The 18,104-nt window shown below is 50.7% G+C and carries 18 protein-coding genes and 1 tRNA gene; 5 read left to right on the plus strand and 14 right to left on the minus strand.

Going from position 1 to position 18,104, the window contains the following annotated elements; genetic code table 11:
- Positions 1-62: 62 nt before the first annotated feature.
- The 10 genes from NST84_RS22345 to NST84_RS22390 all read right to left on the minus strand — a co-directional run bounded on the left by NST84_RS22345 (position 63) and on the right by NST84_RS22390 (position 12,259).
- The gene (locus tag NST84_RS22345) at positions 63-2,339 is read right to left on the minus strand and encodes a GH32 C-terminal domain-containing protein (protein WP_342562337.1); all 2,277 of its coding nucleotides are present in this window, start codon (positions 2,337-2,339) and stop codon (positions 63-65) included.
- Positions 2,336-4,807, minus strand: coding sequence for a PfkB family carbohydrate kinase (locus tag NST84_RS22350; protein ID WP_342562338.1), 2,472 nt, complete (start codon positions 4,805-4,807; stop codon positions 2,336-2,338). Before NST84_RS22350 ends, NST84_RS22345 begins: the two co-directional genes overlap by 4 nt.
- 29 nt (positions 4,808-4,836) lie before the next feature.
- A complete protein-coding gene (locus NST84_RS22355) occupies positions 4,837-6,462 on the minus strand; it encodes an ABC transporter substrate-binding protein (RefSeq protein ID WP_342562339.1) in 1,626 nt (541 codons plus the stop codon).
- 105 nt (positions 6,463-6,567) lie between these two features.
- Positions 6,568-7,464, minus strand: a complete 897-nt coding sequence (locus NST84_RS22360) for a carbohydrate ABC transporter permease (RefSeq protein ID WP_342562340.1) — start codon at positions 7,462-7,464, stop codon at positions 6,568-6,570.
- 13 nt (positions 7,465-7,477) lie between these two features.
- Complete coding sequence (locus NST84_RS22365) at positions 7,478-8,395, minus strand: ABC transporter permease subunit (protein ID WP_342566494.1); 918 nt, start codon at positions 8,393-8,395, stop codon at positions 7,478-7,480.
- A gap of 195 nt (positions 8,396-8,590) precedes the next feature.
- Complete coding sequence (locus tag NST84_RS22370) at positions 8,591-9,559, minus strand: LacI family DNA-binding transcriptional regulator (protein WP_342562341.1); 969 nt, start codon at positions 9,557-9,559, stop codon at positions 8,591-8,593.
- A gap of 393 nt (positions 9,560-9,952) precedes the next feature.
- Positions 9,953-10,038: transfer RNA gene (locus NST84_RS22375), tRNA-Leu, on the minus strand.
- A gap of 607 nt (positions 10,039-10,645) precedes the next feature.
- Positions 10,646-11,173 (minus strand): WGxxGxxG family protein, encoded by a 528-nt coding sequence (locus NST84_RS22380; protein WP_342562342.1) that lies wholly within the window; start codon positions 11,171-11,173, stop codon positions 10,646-10,648.
- Between the two features lie 76 nt (positions 11,174-11,249).
- Positions 11,250-11,930, minus strand: a complete 681-nt coding sequence (locus tag NST84_RS22385) for a M15 family metallopeptidase (RefSeq protein ID WP_342562343.1) — start codon at positions 11,928-11,930, stop codon at positions 11,250-11,252.
- 146 nt (positions 11,931-12,076) lie between these two features.
- Complete coding sequence (locus tag NST84_RS22390) at positions 12,077-12,259, minus strand: hypothetical protein (RefSeq protein WP_342562344.1); 183 nt, start codon at positions 12,257-12,259, stop codon at positions 12,077-12,079.
- Between the two features lie 127 nt (positions 12,260-12,386).
- On the opposite strand from NST84_RS22390, the gene NST84_RS22395 reads away from it, so the two are divergent.
- Positions 12,387-12,548, plus strand: a complete 162-nt coding sequence (locus tag NST84_RS22395; RefSeq protein WP_342562345.1) for a hypothetical protein — start codon at positions 12,387-12,389, stop codon at positions 12,546-12,548.
- A 3-nt stretch (positions 12,549-12,551) separates the two neighbouring features.
- Here NST84_RS22395 and NST84_RS22400 read toward each other — a convergent pair whose 3' ends face one another.
- From NST84_RS22400 to NST84_RS22415, 4 genes are all read right to left on the minus strand, one after another.
- Complete coding sequence (locus NST84_RS22400) at positions 12,552-12,881, minus strand: YolD-like family protein (RefSeq protein WP_342562346.1); 330 nt, start codon at positions 12,879-12,881, stop codon at positions 12,552-12,554.
- A 225-nt stretch (positions 12,882-13,106) separates the two neighbouring features.
- Positions 13,107-13,766, minus strand: coding sequence for a hypothetical protein (locus NST84_RS22405; RefSeq protein WP_342562347.1), 660 nt, complete (start codon positions 13,764-13,766; stop codon positions 13,107-13,109).
- A 159-nt stretch (positions 13,767-13,925) separates the two neighbouring features.
- Positions 13,926-15,389, minus strand: coding sequence for a glycosyl hydrolase (locus NST84_RS22410; protein WP_342562348.1), 1,464 nt, complete (start codon positions 15,387-15,389; stop codon positions 13,926-13,928).
- A gap of 137 nt (positions 15,390-15,526) precedes the next feature.
- Positions 15,527-15,946 (minus strand): cytidine deaminase, encoded by a 420-nt coding sequence (locus NST84_RS22415; protein ID WP_342562349.1) that lies wholly within the window; start codon positions 15,944-15,946, stop codon positions 15,527-15,529.
- 140 nt (positions 15,947-16,086) lie between these two features.
- On the opposite strand from NST84_RS22415, the gene NST84_RS22420 reads away from it, so the two are divergent.
- The 4 genes from NST84_RS22420 (at position 16,087) to NST84_RS22435 (ending at position 17,975) form a co-directional block, all read left to right on the plus strand.
- Positions 16,087-16,524, plus strand: coding sequence for a NucA/NucB deoxyribonuclease domain-containing protein (locus tag NST84_RS22420; RefSeq protein WP_342562350.1), 438 nt, complete (start codon positions 16,087-16,089; stop codon positions 16,522-16,524).
- Between the two features lie 407 nt (positions 16,525-16,931).
- On the plus strand, positions 16,932-17,108 hold the full coding sequence (locus NST84_RS22425) for a YjfB family protein (RefSeq protein ID WP_342562351.1): 177 nt from the start codon (positions 16,932-16,934) through the stop codon (positions 17,106-17,108).
- Between the two features lie 120 nt (positions 17,109-17,228).
- Positions 17,229-17,771, plus strand: coding sequence for an ImmA/IrrE family metallo-endopeptidase (locus tag NST84_RS22430; RefSeq protein ID WP_342562352.1), 543 nt, complete (start codon positions 17,229-17,231; stop codon positions 17,769-17,771).
- A 45-nt stretch (positions 17,772-17,816) separates the two neighbouring features.
- The gene (locus NST84_RS22435) at positions 17,817-17,975 is read left to right on the plus strand and encodes a hypothetical protein (protein WP_342562353.1); all 159 of its coding nucleotides are present in this window, start codon (positions 17,817-17,819) and stop codon (positions 17,973-17,975) included.
- The last annotated feature ends 129 nt before the right edge of the window (positions 17,976-18,104 follow it).

Below are 18,104 nucleotides of genomic sequence, written 5' to 3' on the forward strand. Positions count from 1 at the left end.
TTGTCTGCTTGTTTGCGTTAATTGCTGTACCCATGAGGGAAGGAGCGCCGTGGCGCTCCGCATTACCATATAGACTTCATTTCCCAAATTTCCATCGACTTCACCAACGGCTCGCCATCTGCCCAAAGCACAAGCCCCAAGGCATCCTTGCGGCCCGGATATACACGGGTCGTCAGGCTTTTGAGTCCGTTGGCATAGGCCTCGACCATGGAGCGGTCCAGATAGAGATGCAGCTTCAGATTCTCACCTGACAGCTCCAGCTTACCGCCCTGAACTCCGCGGCATTTTTCTTCCGGATGCTGTGATGTTTTCGTCCGGTCGGCCAAAAGCATGGATTCCTTCCAGTCATAATACAGCAGCGTTTCTTCCTCTCCATCCGGTGTACACCGGACCTTGATTCCAAGCTGTGCAGCACTGCCCCGCTCCATTTCCAGCTGAATCTCCAGCATATCGCCTTGAATAGCCTTCAAGAGATCATTGGCTTCTGTTAATGACTTGTCATGAAGCGATAATCGCTTCTCACCCCGCAGTGACTGCAGCTCATGAATCGGCTCGATTCCAAGCCGGCCATCCTCCCGTAAATACACGCTTACCGGCAAACCGCCGTTATGAGCCCAGCCTGACTGGTATTCCAGCACGGATGTACGGTCACCCTGCGCAATCGTAAAGACGATATTCCTGCCTGTCACCGGATCGACCATTCCACTCGGGCCGGTAAAATGGAAATCACCGACATCAATGAGCTGTGGTTCCTCCTGATCCGGTATGAATGACAGATTATTCTTGTCCAGCTGTCCGATCCAGTAGAACACTTCAACATCGGCTCCAGCTCCCACAGGGCTGACCAGCAGAAGGTGCTTGCTCACGCCTTGCATGTCGCTGCCCAGAGGGAGGAATACAGGGAGCTCCCAGATGGGCCCAAGATAAGGGAACTTCTGAATATCCGCTTCAAAGAATGATCCTTTGTACGTCCAGTTCAGCATGTCTGTTGACGCAAAAGCCAGCGCAGATCCCCCGCCGCCTTCTACGCCTGATCCTACCAGGGCATACCAGCCGTCCTCATCCTTCCACACGAACGGGTCCCGGAAATCTCCGAATGCCCCCATCCCCTGCTGCTGTACAATGAGCGGCTCGGGATGTTTGATCCACCGGACCAGATCAGGGTCCCCGTCTGATGAATAAGTGCTTCTGGCCAGCGCCACACTCTGATTCGGTGATGCACTGTCATTACCGGCCGTAAAGAACAGGACAGGCAGGCCGTCAGCATCATAAGTCGCACTCCCTGACCAGATTCCGTCGGGTGCGAGCTGATCCTTCTCAGGCGCCAGGGCCACAGGGAGATCACGCCAATGTACCAGATCTTCACTTACCCAATGCCCCCAATGAATATGATGAAAGTACGGTCCCTGCGGATTATGCTGATAGAACAGATGATATTGCCCGTCAAAATAAACCGGTGCATGCGGCTCGTTCATCCAATGGGCCGGCGGGCTGACATGATACTGTGGTCTGTGCCGGTCCGCAAGCAGTGGCGTCCGTTCCAGCCTGATAGCTTCATATTCCACTTGCGGCCGGACGCCTCCATGTGAAGCGAGCACCGCCTGATAAGAAGCAGCCACTTCCCCGCTGCTCAGCGCACGGCTATACAACTTCAGCTCATCCATAAGACCGCTGAACATATGCAGGGTGAATACTTCTGCAAGCTTGCTGCTGTGATTGTTCCTGCCGATGAGCAGATCAGTATCTGCCGCTACTGCCAGCCTTGAACCGGCAGGTATCACCGCCGAAGCAATCCCGCTGCCGTTCAAATACAGCTTAAGCTCACCTTCATCCCCATTGAACACGGCATTTACGTAAGACCACTCATTCTTGGGCAGCTCACAGCCGTCAGGCGACCAGATTTCGATCCATTCCCCGCCTGCAAGCCCGATTTGGAAGGACCAGGAGCCGTGACGGAACATGCCCAGCAGGTACCCATGCTTAGCATCCTTATTGTACCGGTTCACAATGGCGGCCAGCTTGCCCTCGTGCCCCCACTCATAGGTTCTCGGGGCTATCCATACCCCGATGCTGAGAGCCGTCAGAAATTCCGGCTCTCCACTACGACCTTCGCCATGGACAGAATGTTCAATGTAGGTTGAGTAACCATCGAAGAGGAGACTGGTTCCTGCCACTCCCTGCCTCCATGGCGGATTACAAGGATCGGTAAACTCCGCATTATTAAACACATAATGGACATCATCCATCGTATCAGTGACTTTCTCCAGCGCACCTGCTCCGGCTCCTTCATCAAAAGCCCAATACCTCTTTAGTCCGCGGTCTCCCGCCGAGCTGCTCATGCCTCATTCCTCCTTGATGGCTGCCCTGTACTGACATATGGAATCTGAACAGCGTCCAGCTTGTGAATCTGCAGGGAGTTCACGACCACCTGCCCTGTCTGCGTACGGATTCCGATACTCTCGATCGGAGATTCAGGGAAAATCTGATCGGTCAGCACAACCAGGCCATTATCCGCATACACTTCAACCGCATTGCGGTCCAGCCAGATCTGCAGCCTGAGCTGTCCATTCACCGCAGCAAGGCTGGCACCATGCCGGCTTGCAAACGACGCATGGAAATCAGTCACACCTGAATGGGAGCGGTCGGTGAACAGCCGCTTGTCAGCAGGGTCGTAACCGATAATGATCTCGTCCTGTCCGGAGGATTTCAGGTGAATATAGATTCCATCCCCTGACCGGACATCCAGCACTGCTTCAATCTCCAGCAGATTATAATGGGTCTGCTGTAAGAAAGGAGTCTCAGGCGTAACCGTGACATCCTTCCAGCTCAAGGATTCTTTCCGCAGCTGCTCTATTTCCCGGACAGGCATTTGGGTCAACACGATGCTCCCGTCCTTGCTGGTCAATGACAAGGCACGGGGCAAAGTCATTGCACCTCTCCAGGAACCGGTAGGGGTCTCGTTGGCATATTTCCAGTTGCTCATCCACCCGATGAGGACGCGGCGGCCGTCTTGCTCCGGAATATCCGACCAGGTAACACCTGCATAGTTATCTCTGCCATAATCCAGCCACAGAATATGATCGGCCGGGTTGTCATTGATAAACGTCTTTCCGTCGAATTCACCAATGAAATATTGTGTGCGCGAGCCTTCTGGACAATCGGGATTGTCCCCGATGCTGATAATAAGCACCCATTTGGAAACACCGGTGTCATCCACCGGGAGCTGAAACAGATCCGGGCATTCCCAGACGCCGTCATGCGAGCCTTCTTCTTTGCCGAATTCACCGGTCAGCGACCATTCACGTAAATTATCTGAAGCATAGAACCGGGCGTGGTCTCCTGCAACAATCGCCATAATCCACTGCCCGCTTTGCGGATGCCAGAACACCTTGGGATCCCGGAAGTCTATCAGCTCCTCCTCGGCAAGCACTGGATTACCCTGATACTTCTGCCAGGTTTGACCTTCATCGCTGCTGTAGGCCAGACTCTGACGCTGCCGCGGCTGGCCTGTCTCCGGATGGGTATCCGCATGCGTAAAGATCGCAACGAGTCCTCCTTGGGATTCTTCAAATAAACCGCTGCTGTTATTCCAGTCCACTACACAGCAGCCTGAAAAAATCGCACCATGCTCATCCGGGAATAGCGCAACAGGCGCGTGCTCCCAGTGAACCAGGTCTTCACTTACTGCATGGCCCCAGTGCATCGGACCCCACTTATTACCATATGGATGATATTGATAGAATAGATGATAGCTTCCCTTGTAGTAGACTAATCCGTTGGGATCATTCGCCCAGTTGTCGGGAGGTGAAAAGTGGAAGCCCGGTCTGAACCGGTCGTCATTGTCCAGTTTGGCGGACTCCATCAGGCGGTTAATCTCATCTGTCGTAGGCATGGACCCAAGAGCCCCCTTTCGTGTTGTAACCAGCGCTCCGCCGGCATTGGCGAAACTCAGCATGCTGGTGATTTGCTGAACGGTCAGCTCCTTCAGGGAGCCCCCGTTATCCAGAATCTTATATAACAGGCAGCCCAGAAAAGCGTCTCCTGCTCCTGTCGTATCAACGGCCTTGACCTTAACCCCCGGAACATATCCATCCTGGCCGGCCAGACGATAATAGCAGCCTTTTTCCGCTAAAGTAACGACAATAAGTGCAATATCAAATTGCTGCTGAAGCGCAAGTGAACCTTTTCCAATATCGTTTGTGCCCGTAATAAAAGAAAGCTCTTCTTCAGAAACCTTCAGGATATCGGCATAATTCAAACCCCAAAGAATATGCTGTCTCGCTTCCTCCTTGCTCTCCCATAACGCAAACCGGATATTCGGATCAAACGACAGCAGCACTCCCGCTTCCTTAGCCTTAAGAACGGCCGTCCTGGTTGCTGTACGGGCAGGTTCATGAGTCATAGACAATGAGCCAAAATGCAGTACCTTGCAGCTGTCAAACCGTTCCAGCGGAACATCTTTTGAATGCAAGAAGGTATCCGCGCCCGGCTTCCGGAAAAAGCTGAAGGACCGGTCTCCCTGCTCATCCAGATGTACGAAGGCCAAGGTCGTACTTGCTTCATCCGTTACCGATACACCCGCTACATCTACACCGCTGCTCAGCAGTGTATTGTGCAGTAAGGAGCCGAAAGAGTCCGCTCCAACCTTGCTGACGAGTGCCGATTTTGCACCCAGACGGGACAACGCAGCGGCCACATTGGCCGGAGCTCCTCCAGGATTGCACTCAAACTGCTCATTCCCCGCGGCTGAACGGCCTGCTGGTGTAAAATCTATCAATACTTCTCCAATCGCGATAACATCTAGCACAGCTTCTCCCCACCTAACCCTCTATTTATTTATTGTTTTAGATTTGCATTGTAGCGGTCCAGTCCGGTCTGATAGATTTCCATCAATTCATTCAGACCCATCTTTTCCAGTGTCTTGATGTAGCTATCCCATGCCTCATCTGCGCCGCCGTCTACAATGAATTTTCCTCTTTGTGTATTTACATACTTGATCAGTTCCGGCTCAATTTTGTTAATGGTATCCAGCTCCTCCGGCTCAAAGAAGATGCCCGGATAGTTTTCTTTTTCCATATAAGGATTGTAGAATTTCTCCAGGTCAGCAGCGCGCTGCTGGGCCCGTGGCTCCATATCTACCACTTTTCCGAAATCATCGAAGGTAATGACGCCGGGCGCGCCGGATCCCGGAGCAACCTTTTGGCGGAACTCACCTGCAGACGCTCCCTCAGGCAGCGGCAGATTCACGAGCTTACCGTTATCATCCTTCTTGTATACGACATCCAGCGGACCCCAGTGGATTTGAGCAGCCATGTAAGGCTCGTACTGCTGGTCGATCCAGCGCATGGTGATTTCCGGATTGCTGTTCTCTTTGGTAATGACAAAAGATCCGCGTCCCGGCCCGCCGCCATTGGCGCGTCCGATCGTCTGCTCCCCATCCGCGCCTTTAAGCGGGGACAGCAGAACATAATCCTTGGCACGTTCAGTACCGACAACCTCTTCTACTTCCCACCAGACGTAGGAGCCCAGCGTCTCCTCTGTTGTTTTACCTTTGGCCAGATACTGCGCCGCATCCTGAGTGAAGGATTCCGGATCGATCAGACCCTGCTTATACCATTTTTCATGAAAATAATTCAGAGCTTCCTTGTATTCAGGCTGAGTTGCCGTAAAAATAACCTTGCCGTCCCGGACGACACGGTGCTCCAGGTTATCCGGAAGTCCAAAGGCTCCGAAAAGTCCGGCGATATCCATACACCACTGCATGTGCATAAAGCTAAGCGGGATTTCGTCCTGCTTGCCGTTGCCGTTCGGATCCTGTGTTTTGAAGGCCAGCAGCGCTTCCGTGTATTCATCCAGCGTTTCCGGCACCTTCAGGCCCAGCTTATCCAGCCAGCTTTTATTGATAACGTGAAAGAAAGGGTTTGTTCCCAGGTTATTTTCTTCCCAGGAAGGCAGCCCGTAAATGTGCCCGTCTGGTGCAGTAATGGATGATTTGATATCAGGCCGGCGGTCCAGAAGCGCTTTCAAATTAGGGGCATATTGTTCTATTAAATCCTCCAGCGGAATCAGGGTTCCGTCTTCACCGTAATTGATCAGCTCATAATCGGTAAACCCGGCCGCATAAAAGGCATCCGGCAAGTCGCCGCTCGCCAGCAGCAGGTTTTTCTTCTCTGTATAGTCGGTATCGGGAATGTTCTCCCAGTTAATCTTTACATTCGTATCCTTCTCCAGCCGTTTGAAGATTTCCATCTCCGTGAACTCCGGGGCCAAGGCCGCCTTCGGGGCTACCATCCTTAAAGATACTGTTTCGTTTACAATAGGAAGACCAGTTGCATTGAAATTCGCTCCCTGATCCGGATTCTCCGCCTGATTCTCTGACCCGTTTCCGTTACTTGAACACCCGCTCAGCGCAAACGCTCCGGCCAACACCACAATCCCCGCATTTTTGAATAAAGACTTCATTATCCATAACCTCCCTTTTGTTCATCACACCTGTTAACTGTTGCACTGCTATTTTTGGCCTGAATACGGCGGTACATCCCCCCTCTCAAGTGCCGGATATGAGGATCAGCCCTTAATCGAACCGATCATTACGCCTTTGACAAAATACTTTTGCAGGAATGGATACAAAATCAGCAGCGGCAGACTGGATACCATGATGACCCCGTATTTAATCAGTTCGGTCACGCGCATCTTGGCTGCATAGGATTCCACATCGATCATCATCCCGGAGTTAACCTGATTCTGGACAAGAATGTTGCGGAGCACCAATTGCAGCGGATACTTGCTCTCATCATTCAGGTAGATCAAGGCGTCGAAGAAACCATTCCAGAAGCCGACCACGTGGTACAGCACCATCACTGCCAGAATGGACTTGGACAAAGGCAGGACAATGCTCCAGAAAAATCTGGTGTTCGAGCATCCGTCGATCGAGGCCGCTTCCCACATCTCATCCGGTATGGACGACTGGAAAAAGGTTCTGACAATGATGACGTTAAATACACCGCCTGCCCCGGGAATGACCAGAGCCCACATCGTGTTCAGCATGTGCAAATCTTTTATCAGCAGGTAGGTCGGAATCAGCCCGCCGCTGAAGAACATCGTAACCAGCAAAAACCACATAATCACCGACTTCCCGGCCAGATCCTTACGGGCCAGCGGATACGCTGCAAATACCGTCACAGCTACTCCAATTAAGGTCCCCAGCGTTGCGTACAGAATGGAATTCCCGTATCCGATCCAGATGGAGGAGTCACTGAATATCCGCTCATAGCCGTCCAGCGTGAAGCCTTTCGGAAACAGCCAGACCTCACCGGAGTAGATATAATTGGGATCGCTAAACGAGGCAGCCAGCACAAAGTAAAGCGGGTATAGCACGAGCAGCATAATGAGGGTCAGCAAAATATAGTTGATGATGTCAAACCATGCGTCCCCTCTGCTTTTTCGCTTCATTAATTGGTTCATGATTGTTTCCTCCTTACCACAGGCTGGTTTCTGTCATCTTTTTGGCGATCCGGTTTACGGTGAAAATCAGGATGATATTAATCAGGGAGTTGAACAGGCCGACTGCCGTAGAAAAGCTGTACTGGGCCTTCTGAATCCCCATTTCATAGACATAGGTCGGGATAATATTGGAGGTGGCATAATTCAGATCGCTTTGCATCAGAAATGCTTTTTCAAAGCCAATGCTCATAATATTGCCCAGTGCGAGAATCAGCAGAATAACAATCGTCGGCAGAATGCTCGGAATATCCACGTACCACACGCGCTTCCATTTGCTCGCCCCGTCCATGATAGCCGCTTCATGCAGTTCCGGATTGACTCCCGCAAGCGCAGCAAGATAGATAATCGTGGCGAAGCCTGTCTCCTGCCATATCCCTGAGAGGATATAGAGTGGACGAAACCAGCCCTCATCAGCCATAAAGAGGATGGGCTGCCCGCCAAACGCGGTAATCAGGTGGTTAACAAGACCGCTGTTGGGCGATAAAAACACATTAAGCATCCCCACAAGCACAACGGTCGAAATAAAGTGCGGCGCATAAATTACGGTCTGGACAAATTTCTTATAGGACTTGCCCAGCATCTGATTGAGCATAATGGCGATGATGATTGGTGCCGGGAAGCCGAACAACAGCGAAAGGAAACTAAGTGAGAGCGTATTTGTGATGATGGTCCAGAAATTATAAGCATTAAAAAAATCTTTAAAGTGCTGGAAGCCTACCCATTCACTCCCCCAGATCCCCTGGCTCGGCGAGAAATCCTTAAACGCAATTTGCACCCCGTACATCGGATAGTATTTGAATACGAGATACAGAATAATGATCGGCAGCAAAAACAGATACAGCTCATAGTCGCGCTTGAACCGGCTCCATCTTTTGCGTCCCGGTTTGATCATGGTATGATCTGCCGTACTGATTCTTGAATTCACGCTGATACTCCCTTTCAATGTAAAATAACAGTTGATTTGAAACGTTTCCAATTTAGGGTAAAAAATATATTTGAGAACTTGAAACGTTTCCAATTTTGAAAAGAAAAACGCCAGTCGGTGCATCCATACGGATAAGCTGATGTTTCTCTGATCTGCCGAAGATCATGTAGTCTCGCCTTGCCTGAACACAACAGGTATCCGGTACACCTGCTTCTCCAGCGGAATGCCTTCGATCTTGTCATACAGCAGTTTGATCGTCATGCGCGCCATCTCTTCCACCGGCTGCCTGATGGTAGACAGAATCGGATGAAAATACGGACTGTCCTGAATGCCGTCATAACCGATGACCTTCACATCCTCAGGAACCCGGATACCCTGCTTACTGGCCTGATCGATATAACTGGCGGCAAGCATATCGGTAATGGCAAAAATGCCATCTGCATCGCCGTGTTTCTGCAGGAATTCCTTAATAAAGGCTAGATTGTCCACGATCGGATCCGGCTTCTCGTAGATTACATAATCGATGCCCAAAGCCTGCGCCTCATGGATAAAGCCCTCTCTACGGTTCATGGTCTCACTGAATACCGAGGTGACGCTCCCCATAAATGCCGGCTTCCTGGCTCCCGCCTTCACAAGCTCCCTCAAAGCCAGACGGCCTCCCTCATAATTATCCGAAGTGACGCAGGTGATCTTCTTGTTAAAGTGCCGGTCAATGCTTACGATCGGAATATCATTGCTCACATTATTCTCGATATCGTTGTAAGTGATGCCCACGATCCCGGCCACCTTGTTCTGGCGCAGCATATCGAGATAATAGAGCTCCTTTTCGGGCTTGCCGCCGCTGTTGCACAGCATCAGCTTGTAGCCTTCCCGGTCCAGCTCGTCCTCAATATAATAGGCCAGCTCAGAAAAGAAGGGATTCCAGATACTCGGCAGCAATAAGGCGACCATCCTGGACCTCTGCATTTTAAAATTCCGGGCCACTTCATTCGGGAAATAATTCAGTTCCTCTATGGCTGCTTCTACTTTTTGGCGTGTCTTGGGTTTGACGGCGCCAGAGTTGTTAATGACTCTGGACACGGTACCTACTGCAACGCCGGCTAAGTTGGCTACATCTTTAATGCTTGTCATTGAACACCTCCGACTCTCTTCTGAAAATTATAATAGCACCAAAGTGGAAACGTTTCAATAGTTAATTTGGAAACGTTTCAAAATTATTATGCAGGTACTTAAAGTTAATAATGCACGGCTTTAATTATGCAAAGCTTCGGACGAAGGAGTTCCTGGGATGTACACCTGCGCCTCTTTTGGTAAAACTAATGGTAATTTTAGGTTAGACTTTGATTTGGGAGAGGGAGGCTGCTCTGGACAGACAGAATTATATCTGGAGGAGGATGAAATGAACAAGTTTTAGTTTGGGGAGCAACAGTAGTCTCTCTGTGGGGGACTAGCTTAGAGCTATAGCATTGGATGTGTGTTACAGAAAAACAAAAAAACCTTGATTTCTCAAGGTTTTCACTGTAGTGCCGAGGACGGGGGTCGAACCCGTACGAAGGTCACCCTTCGCAGGATTTTAAGTCCTGTGCGTCTGCCTGTTCCGCCACCCCGGCATGTATTGTGTGCGTTCTAACGCGACAAGAAATATAATATCATGTATCCGGTGATCACGCAATCCATATTGCCAATATTTTTTTATTTACATTAGATTGGAGCTACTTTAGGCTAACTGCACGGGTCTTGTCCTATAGAGTAACATTAATTATTGCACTGTGAAGCTGTCACTTCATGAAAAGCACGCCCAAAGAGCAAAGTTACCTATAATGCCCCGCCTTCAGCACCAATCGAGCTAATTCAAAGGCATTATTGCCTTTGATTTTCGCCTTCAGCACCAATCGAGCTAATTCAAAGGCATAAATGCCTTTGATTCACGCCTTCAGCGCCAATCGAGCTAATTCAAAGGCATTATTGCCTTTGATTCACGCCTGCAACGCCAAACGAGCTAATTCAAAGGCATAAATGCCTTTGATTCACGCCTTCAGCGCCAATCGAGCCAATTCAAAGGCATAAATGCCTTTGATTCATGCCCATACCGCCCAAAAAAATTAAAATCAGGGGCATCCCTGCCCCTGATCAGTACTCATCTTCGCCCAACAAAGGGCGGAGCCTCCTGCGTCATCCATCAGCACCCCAGCCGCCGTTACAGCAGCAGGCTACCTGCTAGTGACGCTCACGCTCGCCGCTGCGGCTGCGCATGCCGGCCAGACCCAGCAGGCCGATCAGACCGAGCCAGCCCCAGTTGGAGCCTCTGTCGTTGTCTGTGTTCGTGGTTGTGCTGGTGGCACGGTATCTGCCGGTCTGGGTGTTGTTGGACAACGGGGAGACGGAGCTGTTGTCGTTGCCCCGGACCGCGTTGTTCATCATATTCTCACCTTTACGTACTGTACCGGTGGTTCTGTTCATCAGCTTGTCGCCGCTCTGCTCGACCCGGTTCATCAGTGAATCGCCGTTGCGGTTCATTGTATTGCCGGTCTGATTCATCATCCGGTGATCCGTTCCGTTCAGGATATTAGCCCCTGTGCCGTTCGTTTCACGGATGCGCTCTGTTCTCATACCGGATGTCCCGGTATCCGGAATGGATGATCCCATCCCCCCGCCGGTGCCGGCAGCATTAGCCGCATAACTCGATCCCAGTAAACTCATGGATAATAGTGTAGTGCAGGCAAGGCTAGTGACCAGCTTGTTCAAGTGAAATGCCCCCTTTGAGGAAATTGTATTTCGCTGATAATTTCCCCATGTGGCTCCTCATCTATACAGGTGGTCCTTAATCCCTGACGAGCTTTACCGTTCTAGTGACAGCATCGTAAGTGACGCTCGCGCCCAGTGCTTCAGCAACAGCGCGCACCGGTGCATAGGTTATGCCGTTTTCCAGCAGACCGCTGGTAATTTTAACTCCATTCAGCGTTATCGAAATGGCCTGGTCCGTTCCTGAAGTTGTGCCATTTATTACAGCCAGCGCATCTTTAACCTGCTGTACCGTCGGCTGTCTGCCGGCCCGCAGCTGCTCTGTAGTCAGCCCGAAGGTCATTTCCAGGTGGGAATAATCCTTGAAGGAGGTCCAGTCCCCGCCCCAGGCAAAGCCCAGCTTCTTCGCTTCCTGCGCCACCTGCTGCCAGTCGGCGGTTTTGTCATTGTTACCGTCACGTGACGTGTCCCAGGAGACGTTCTTGCCATCCGGCAGCAGCAGGGCAAAATCAATCGCCAGACCATAGTTATGATAACTGGAGCCGCCTTTGGCATTGGTTACAATGCTACCCGGCTTGGTGCGCCCCTGCGCATACAGTGCATTTTGTTCGGCAATGGTCCGCATACCCTGGGTAATAACGATCGGGATGCCTTTGGCGTAGCTGCGCTGGATCAGGGCACTGGCTCCCGCAAGCAGAACCGGATGGAGCTTGCCCAGCCAGCCTGCCGATTTGCTTTTTACCTGATCTAAAGTAAGCATTTCCTCACCCCCTGGTATAGTAGATGTCCTCCCTGCCTGCTTTGCTTGTACGGTTTGCCTAAAGCATATGCGTCTATTGCACATAACACTCAACACATGACAAAAAGACCCCGCAAAAACAGGGTCATCTCATCCAATATTCATAGCTACGTCAGCCAGCCCCATATCACAATAATCAGAATAAAGATCCCGCCGACAATCAATAAATTAATGGCCTCTGAAAAAAAGCCCGTATGCCGTCCCGAAACAATCCGTTCTTCCTGTTCCTTGGCCCTCAGCTTTGCTGCATCTACGTCAGAACCGCCCAGCGGCGTCCTCGGATCAAACACAAGCCTCACCCCTTCACAGTTTTACATATTATACCATGATTTACAGGTGCTTTGGATGTTTTTCTGCCCAAAAGGCCACACTATTTATGCTGAATTAACTCTACACCCGCGAAAGGTGGATTAGCCAATGGAGATTCACAGTGACAGTTATAAAGTCGCAGCGCTTGACGACAGGGAAGACGCGGTTAAGGTAATCCGGCAGGCCGAGGAGGCCATCGCCCGGTTAACGGGCCGCAAAGAGGTCACGCTGATCGCCTATGAAAAGACTGACGGCTCTGCCTTACTTTAGGCATCAGACGATGTAAGCCTCTGCAATGTCATCCACATGAATCCATTTCCATTCCCCTGCCCACTGCAGCTTAATCTCGCGTGAGTGGGCATGAATGGAAGTGACAAAACCGCTCAGTTGTCTGCCCTCATCATGCAATACCAGTGTTATACGGATATGGCTTCGGAGCGACTGTGCAAGAGTGCTCTCAATCCCTTTCAGTCTCTGCTGACCTGCAGCAGCTTCTTCACGGTGCAATACATCCTCTTCATTTCTGTGAACAGGACTTCCTCCATGTTCCGGCCTGCCCACCCGGCTGCCATCCTGCAGTTCTTCCTCCAGCTGCTTGCTCATCAATGTTCCTCCTTTAAATTGTTAACAAGCTTTCCGCTTACAAAACACGAACATATGTTTGTATTATATCTGCAGGCCCTGCTTATAATCAAGCAGAAAAAAATAACAGCGGTCTGCTGTCATTCCTTCCTGCGTAGCATCCCGCAGACGGCAAGCAAAAGGCGCGCACAGTCAGTCTGTACAGCGCCTCTAATTATTTTCATAATAATGGTTTAAAAGCTTGCTTTAGTTTGCGGAATTACCCGTTCCGGTTCCAGTAACTATCGGGGTTCCGCCAGCATTCCCGCTGTCTGTATCTGCTGCAGCATCCGCATCTGCTTCTGTACTCACCACGGTTCCGGGAACAGTCCCCAGCTCCGTCTCAGCCTCGCTGTCCTCTTCAAGCAGTCCTACAGCGACTCTGGCCTGATTCACTTTGGAGATTCCATACAGCATCGCTACATCCGCCTGCTGATTCATGGCGTTGAACTCGTCTGCAGTAACCTCCGGGGATGCCGCGCTTTGCGAGGCCTGTTCTTTAATGGAATAGGCACTCTGGAATGCAATGGCAGCGTCTCTCAGCAGGGTCTCAACGTTTTCCGGCAGACTCTTGGAAATTTTCACATCATTGACCTGGTCAGCAATATCAGATGCCGTATCCTGGAAAGAATCAAGTGCTTTTTCAAGCTCCTTGTCCGTGGCAGCTCCTGTCGAATAAGAAGTCAGCGTTGTGTTAAAGTTCTCCAATGAGCTTTTGCCCATTTCGTCAAACTTCGTCATTTCATTGTAGAAATTCTGTACAGTCTCCTGTACCTCCTCCTCAGAAGCAGGTGCAGAGCTGTTATTGCTGCAGGCACTAAGGATCATTACCATTAAAAGTAAAGTTGTCAATAAGGCTTTTTTCATCGTCTCAAATCCCTCCACTTAACAGAATAATGGCGGGTTTTGTAAAGCGCAAATGAAATTAATGTAAAAAAAGCTCGAAAACTCCATATTTCAAATTTAAAGCGTCTTCATCGCAAAAAGATCTCCAAAAATTTGGAGATCTTCTGCAAATATACCTCTTCAGGCAAGCACATAAGCTGTAGCTGGAATAACCGCCCTGGGCTGGCTGTGGCTCTCCCACATCAGGATGGCTTTGGCATCCCCCTGGTTTTCATAATACTCGACCTTCAGCTCATGCAGCTTGCCCTGGATCAGCTGAACACTGCCTGTGCGCTCGGTGCCGCTCTGCTTCATCCAGCTGTCAATCACGAGCACTCCGTCGACCCACACCCGTATGCCGTCATCCGAATAGGTATAGAGATTATAGGTCTCACTGAAATCGGGTTTCAGTTTACCGGTCCACCTTACCGCGAAGAAATCGGCATTGATTAACGGGTCCGGGCTTGCTTGTCTCCATGAAAAATTGATGGTAGAATCCGTCCGGACCAATGCCGGGGCTCCGCTCAGTGCGATGTTATTGAAATACTCCCCTTTAATGCCTGGAGGATGCGCCTGCTCTCCTGCAGCAATCAAAGCTATATACTCATCCCTGGTAATAACGAAGCCGTCATTCATAAAAGATTTGATTGCAGCCTCGGTGTTCTGCTCATACAGCAGCTTGGCCCAGGTCAGCTGGTAGGACCACTTGTTCTGCGACTTCGCCAAGTCTGCCGCGGAAGGCAGCTTACCGTTCTCACCGACAGCGATCAGCTTGCCCCGTCCAAGATCCCACAGCGCATCGTGATGACTGGCTTTATAATCCCCGTCGTAAATGTCCAGGGCCAGCACATCCGCTCTGCCGGCGCCGGGATAGTATTTGGCAGGCTCATCGCTCCACTGGTTCTTGGCATTGGGGCTCCATACCCACAGCAGATTGTGCAGATTATGATAGACGGTGTAACGCTCGAACATCAGGTTCCACAGCTCCAGGAAACGGCTTTTCTGCCCCCACCAGAACCAGCCTCCGTTCATCTCATGATACGGTCTCCAGAGGACGGGAACGCCGGCGTCATTCAGTTTTTTCAGGGTAAGTGCCGTTTTGTCGAGATCAGCCAGCAGGGCTGTGTATTGGGTTGTACCTGGCGTTATATATTTGGCAAAATCAGCTTCGCTGAGGTTCATCGAGACATTTGACCAGGCCGGAGCTGTCCCCGGCAGATTGGCATGATAACTCATGGTCACTATTCCACCGGCCTTATGCCAGCGGATGGCACTGTCTGTCACCCACTGACGCTGGTTCGCTATCAGAGCTTCAGTCTGGTTGCCGATTGCACCAAGCTCGTAGCCGTGCAGTCCGGCATATTGACCGCTTGTAGCTTTAAGCTTGTTGCTGAACTCATCCGCACTTTCCAGATAATCATGTATCCCGCTGATGATTCCTTTGCCTTGCAGTGAATATAGATTGTTCAGCAGTTTCAGCGCCGGAGCTGCCAGCTTCTCATCTGCCGGAGCCCGCAGCAGGGCGCGGAAGGCAGTCTGCCACGCTGCATCATTTACCAGCCGGGATGCCGAATCGAGCAGATCCCGGAGTATGCGCTGTTCCATTTGTTCCACCATCCTTTTTTTGTACCATTGTATGGGTACAACCGGTACAGGGAAGCGGCGGATGGCAGGTAAACAGAGATAATATTAAAATTTTTAATGAACTTTTAAGGGTTATCTATGTATGTAAATAAAAAGAATTACTGGCGGGAGTATCGCATTGGCAGCAGATTCAGAATATCCGCTTTCTCCAGATTCTCTTCCCCGGGAACGATCACCCTGCAGTCTTTTCCATAATCGGCGATCAGCTCACGGCACATTCCGCAGGGCGACACTACTTTGATCTCTCTGTCTTCACTGTCCGGGTCTGGGTGCCTTACGGCAACAATGGTATCAAAATCCTTATAGCCTTCTGAAATGGCTTTGCCGATAACCATGGCCTCTGCACAAAGGGTCACCCGCGAAAGACTTGCTTCCAGGTGCACCGCCGTAAAAATCTCTCCCGTCTTCGTGCGCAGCGCCGCACCGACATGGTGTCTTTCCCACTCATACCGCTTTTTGATTATCTCCTGGGCAGCGGCAACAAGTGTTTCATCTTCAATTGAAATTTTAGCGCTCATCTGATCCTCCTCCTTATCATTCCGGACATAATCTGCGTTTCAAGTCTATTTTTCATAATTTAGTATACTAAAATCTGCTAATTGTAAGCTATACTGATTAGACCAAAGCAACAAGATCCCAACATCATCAGGAGGAGCAAGTGAAAAAACAGAAAATCATCCCCAGTCTTATTATCGTTGTTCTGCTGGCCTTGGCAGCCTACTTGTTTGAAGAGAACGGCCCGTCCGTAACAACGCCGTCCACCGGAGATGCCGAGGTAGTGCAGCTGGTCTTCCCCTCAGACCGTTATCCTGAAACAGCGGAGCACATCCAGGACGCGATCCGGAACGGCGAGTCAGCGGTCTGTACGATCAGCCGTGAGGATGCGGAGGAGAACCGCAAGGAATCGCTCAAAGGGGTGCCCACCAAAAAAGGCTATGACCGCGATGAGTGGCCGATGGCTATGTGTGCTGAAGGCGGTGCCGGAGCTGATATTGAATACATAACCCCAAGCGACAACCGCGGTGCAGGCAGCTGGGTAGGCAACCAGCTTGAAGGCTATGCCGACGGAACACGGGTAGAGTTTATGTTCAAATAAGCGGGAACAGCAGGCAGCCCCGTCCGGGCTTTTACCTGACGGAGCTGCTGCTGCCAAGAACGATTTTAGAATAGACAGGCTTTTGTGATAATAACCAGCAAAATGAACAGTACCAGAATGGCATTTGTCGAAGTCATCCAGGGGTTTACAACCGGAACCACAGGAGGCCCTTGATTCACTCCGCCAACATTGTTTCCGCAACCGCAACCGTATTCTGCACCCATTTTATATTCCTCCCTGTAATGTTTATGCCTACAGCACAGAATATGAAGCAGCCAGCCCGGCAGTCTGGGCCAATCGGCAAACAGTTCTGTTCGCCTAATGAAATCTAATGAATGAACTCTTTTAAGTCGATATACATAAGGAGTGCCGGCTATACTTAAATTTCAACAAACAGGAGGTACGAAATGGACATTGCCGCCTTATCCACTGTCATGAGCCAGGCGTCCCTGAAGCAGGCTGCCGGACTCCAGGTCATGAGCATTGCCAAAGATACAGCTGTAATGCAGGCCCAGAATATGGCCCTGATGCTCCAGCAGAGCCCGCATCCGAATCTTGGAAAAACACTTGATATTCAGGTTTAATTGTTTTATTCTTAAATACATAAGAACGCCAGTTCCGGTCTGCTACCGGAAATCCTTCGCCCTCCGGGCTTTTCTTTTACCCATAAATACGAACATACGATCTTATTTAGAGGTGATAATATGCAATCTTACTACCAAATGACTGCCCTTGAGAGCTGGACCGAAGATCTGTACCAGCGTCTGCAGGTAAGAAAACCAGCCGATATTTCCATTTCCTACATAGCTGAACGCCTGAACATCTGGGTTCACTACCTGGATGTGCGCAGCAAGAGCGTTGAAGCCTCTGCCGGCATGTACACCATGTTCCTGGACAACCGCCTTCCGCCGGAGCTGCAGCGCCTGGAATTCCTTCATGAGCTCTGCCATCTGCTCCGCCATGCCGGCAACCGTATTCTGATGCCCGGACATTTCACACAGGCGCAGCAGGATGAATCCGAGCGCTTCATTCTCTACGCTGCTATGCCCTATTCCATGATCTCTGCCAGACCTTTGCCGGAACTGCGCGAGGATGCCGTCTATCATCTGGCCACTACCTTTCAGGTGCCCGAAGAGCTGGCTTTGCAGCGGATTGACCAGATTCAGCGCCGGGTATTCCAGGGTCAGCTGATGGCTGTGATGGAACGGAGCGAGGAGAGAAAATTCATCCAGCGACATATTCGTTAACTTCCGCGGGGACAATATCTTCATAAGTCCTTGAGGGGGAGCGATATGGAAGCTATTCAAGTCATCCGGCTATTACTGTCCCATCCGGATTACAGTGTGGATGCAGTTCATCCGGAGATACCGGATTTTGTCGGCATTGCGGCGATTGAAGTCGATCACGAAACCCAGACCTTCTCAATTCTGCTGCAGGAACCGGAAGGATGAACTGCCTGGCCGGCTCCAAAAAAATGACCCCGCCGGCGTCAGGCAGGGTCCAAATCTATGAATAAGAGGGGTATGTGAATACTTTACAGCGGTTAGCTTAATTCAGTATGAAATCCAGCTGAAGTCCGG

The sequence above is a fragment of the Paenibacillus sp. FSL R7-0345 genome (genome assembly GCF_038595055.1).
Lineage (GTDB): Bacteria > Bacillota > Bacilli > Paenibacillales > Paenibacillaceae > Paenibacillus_AQ.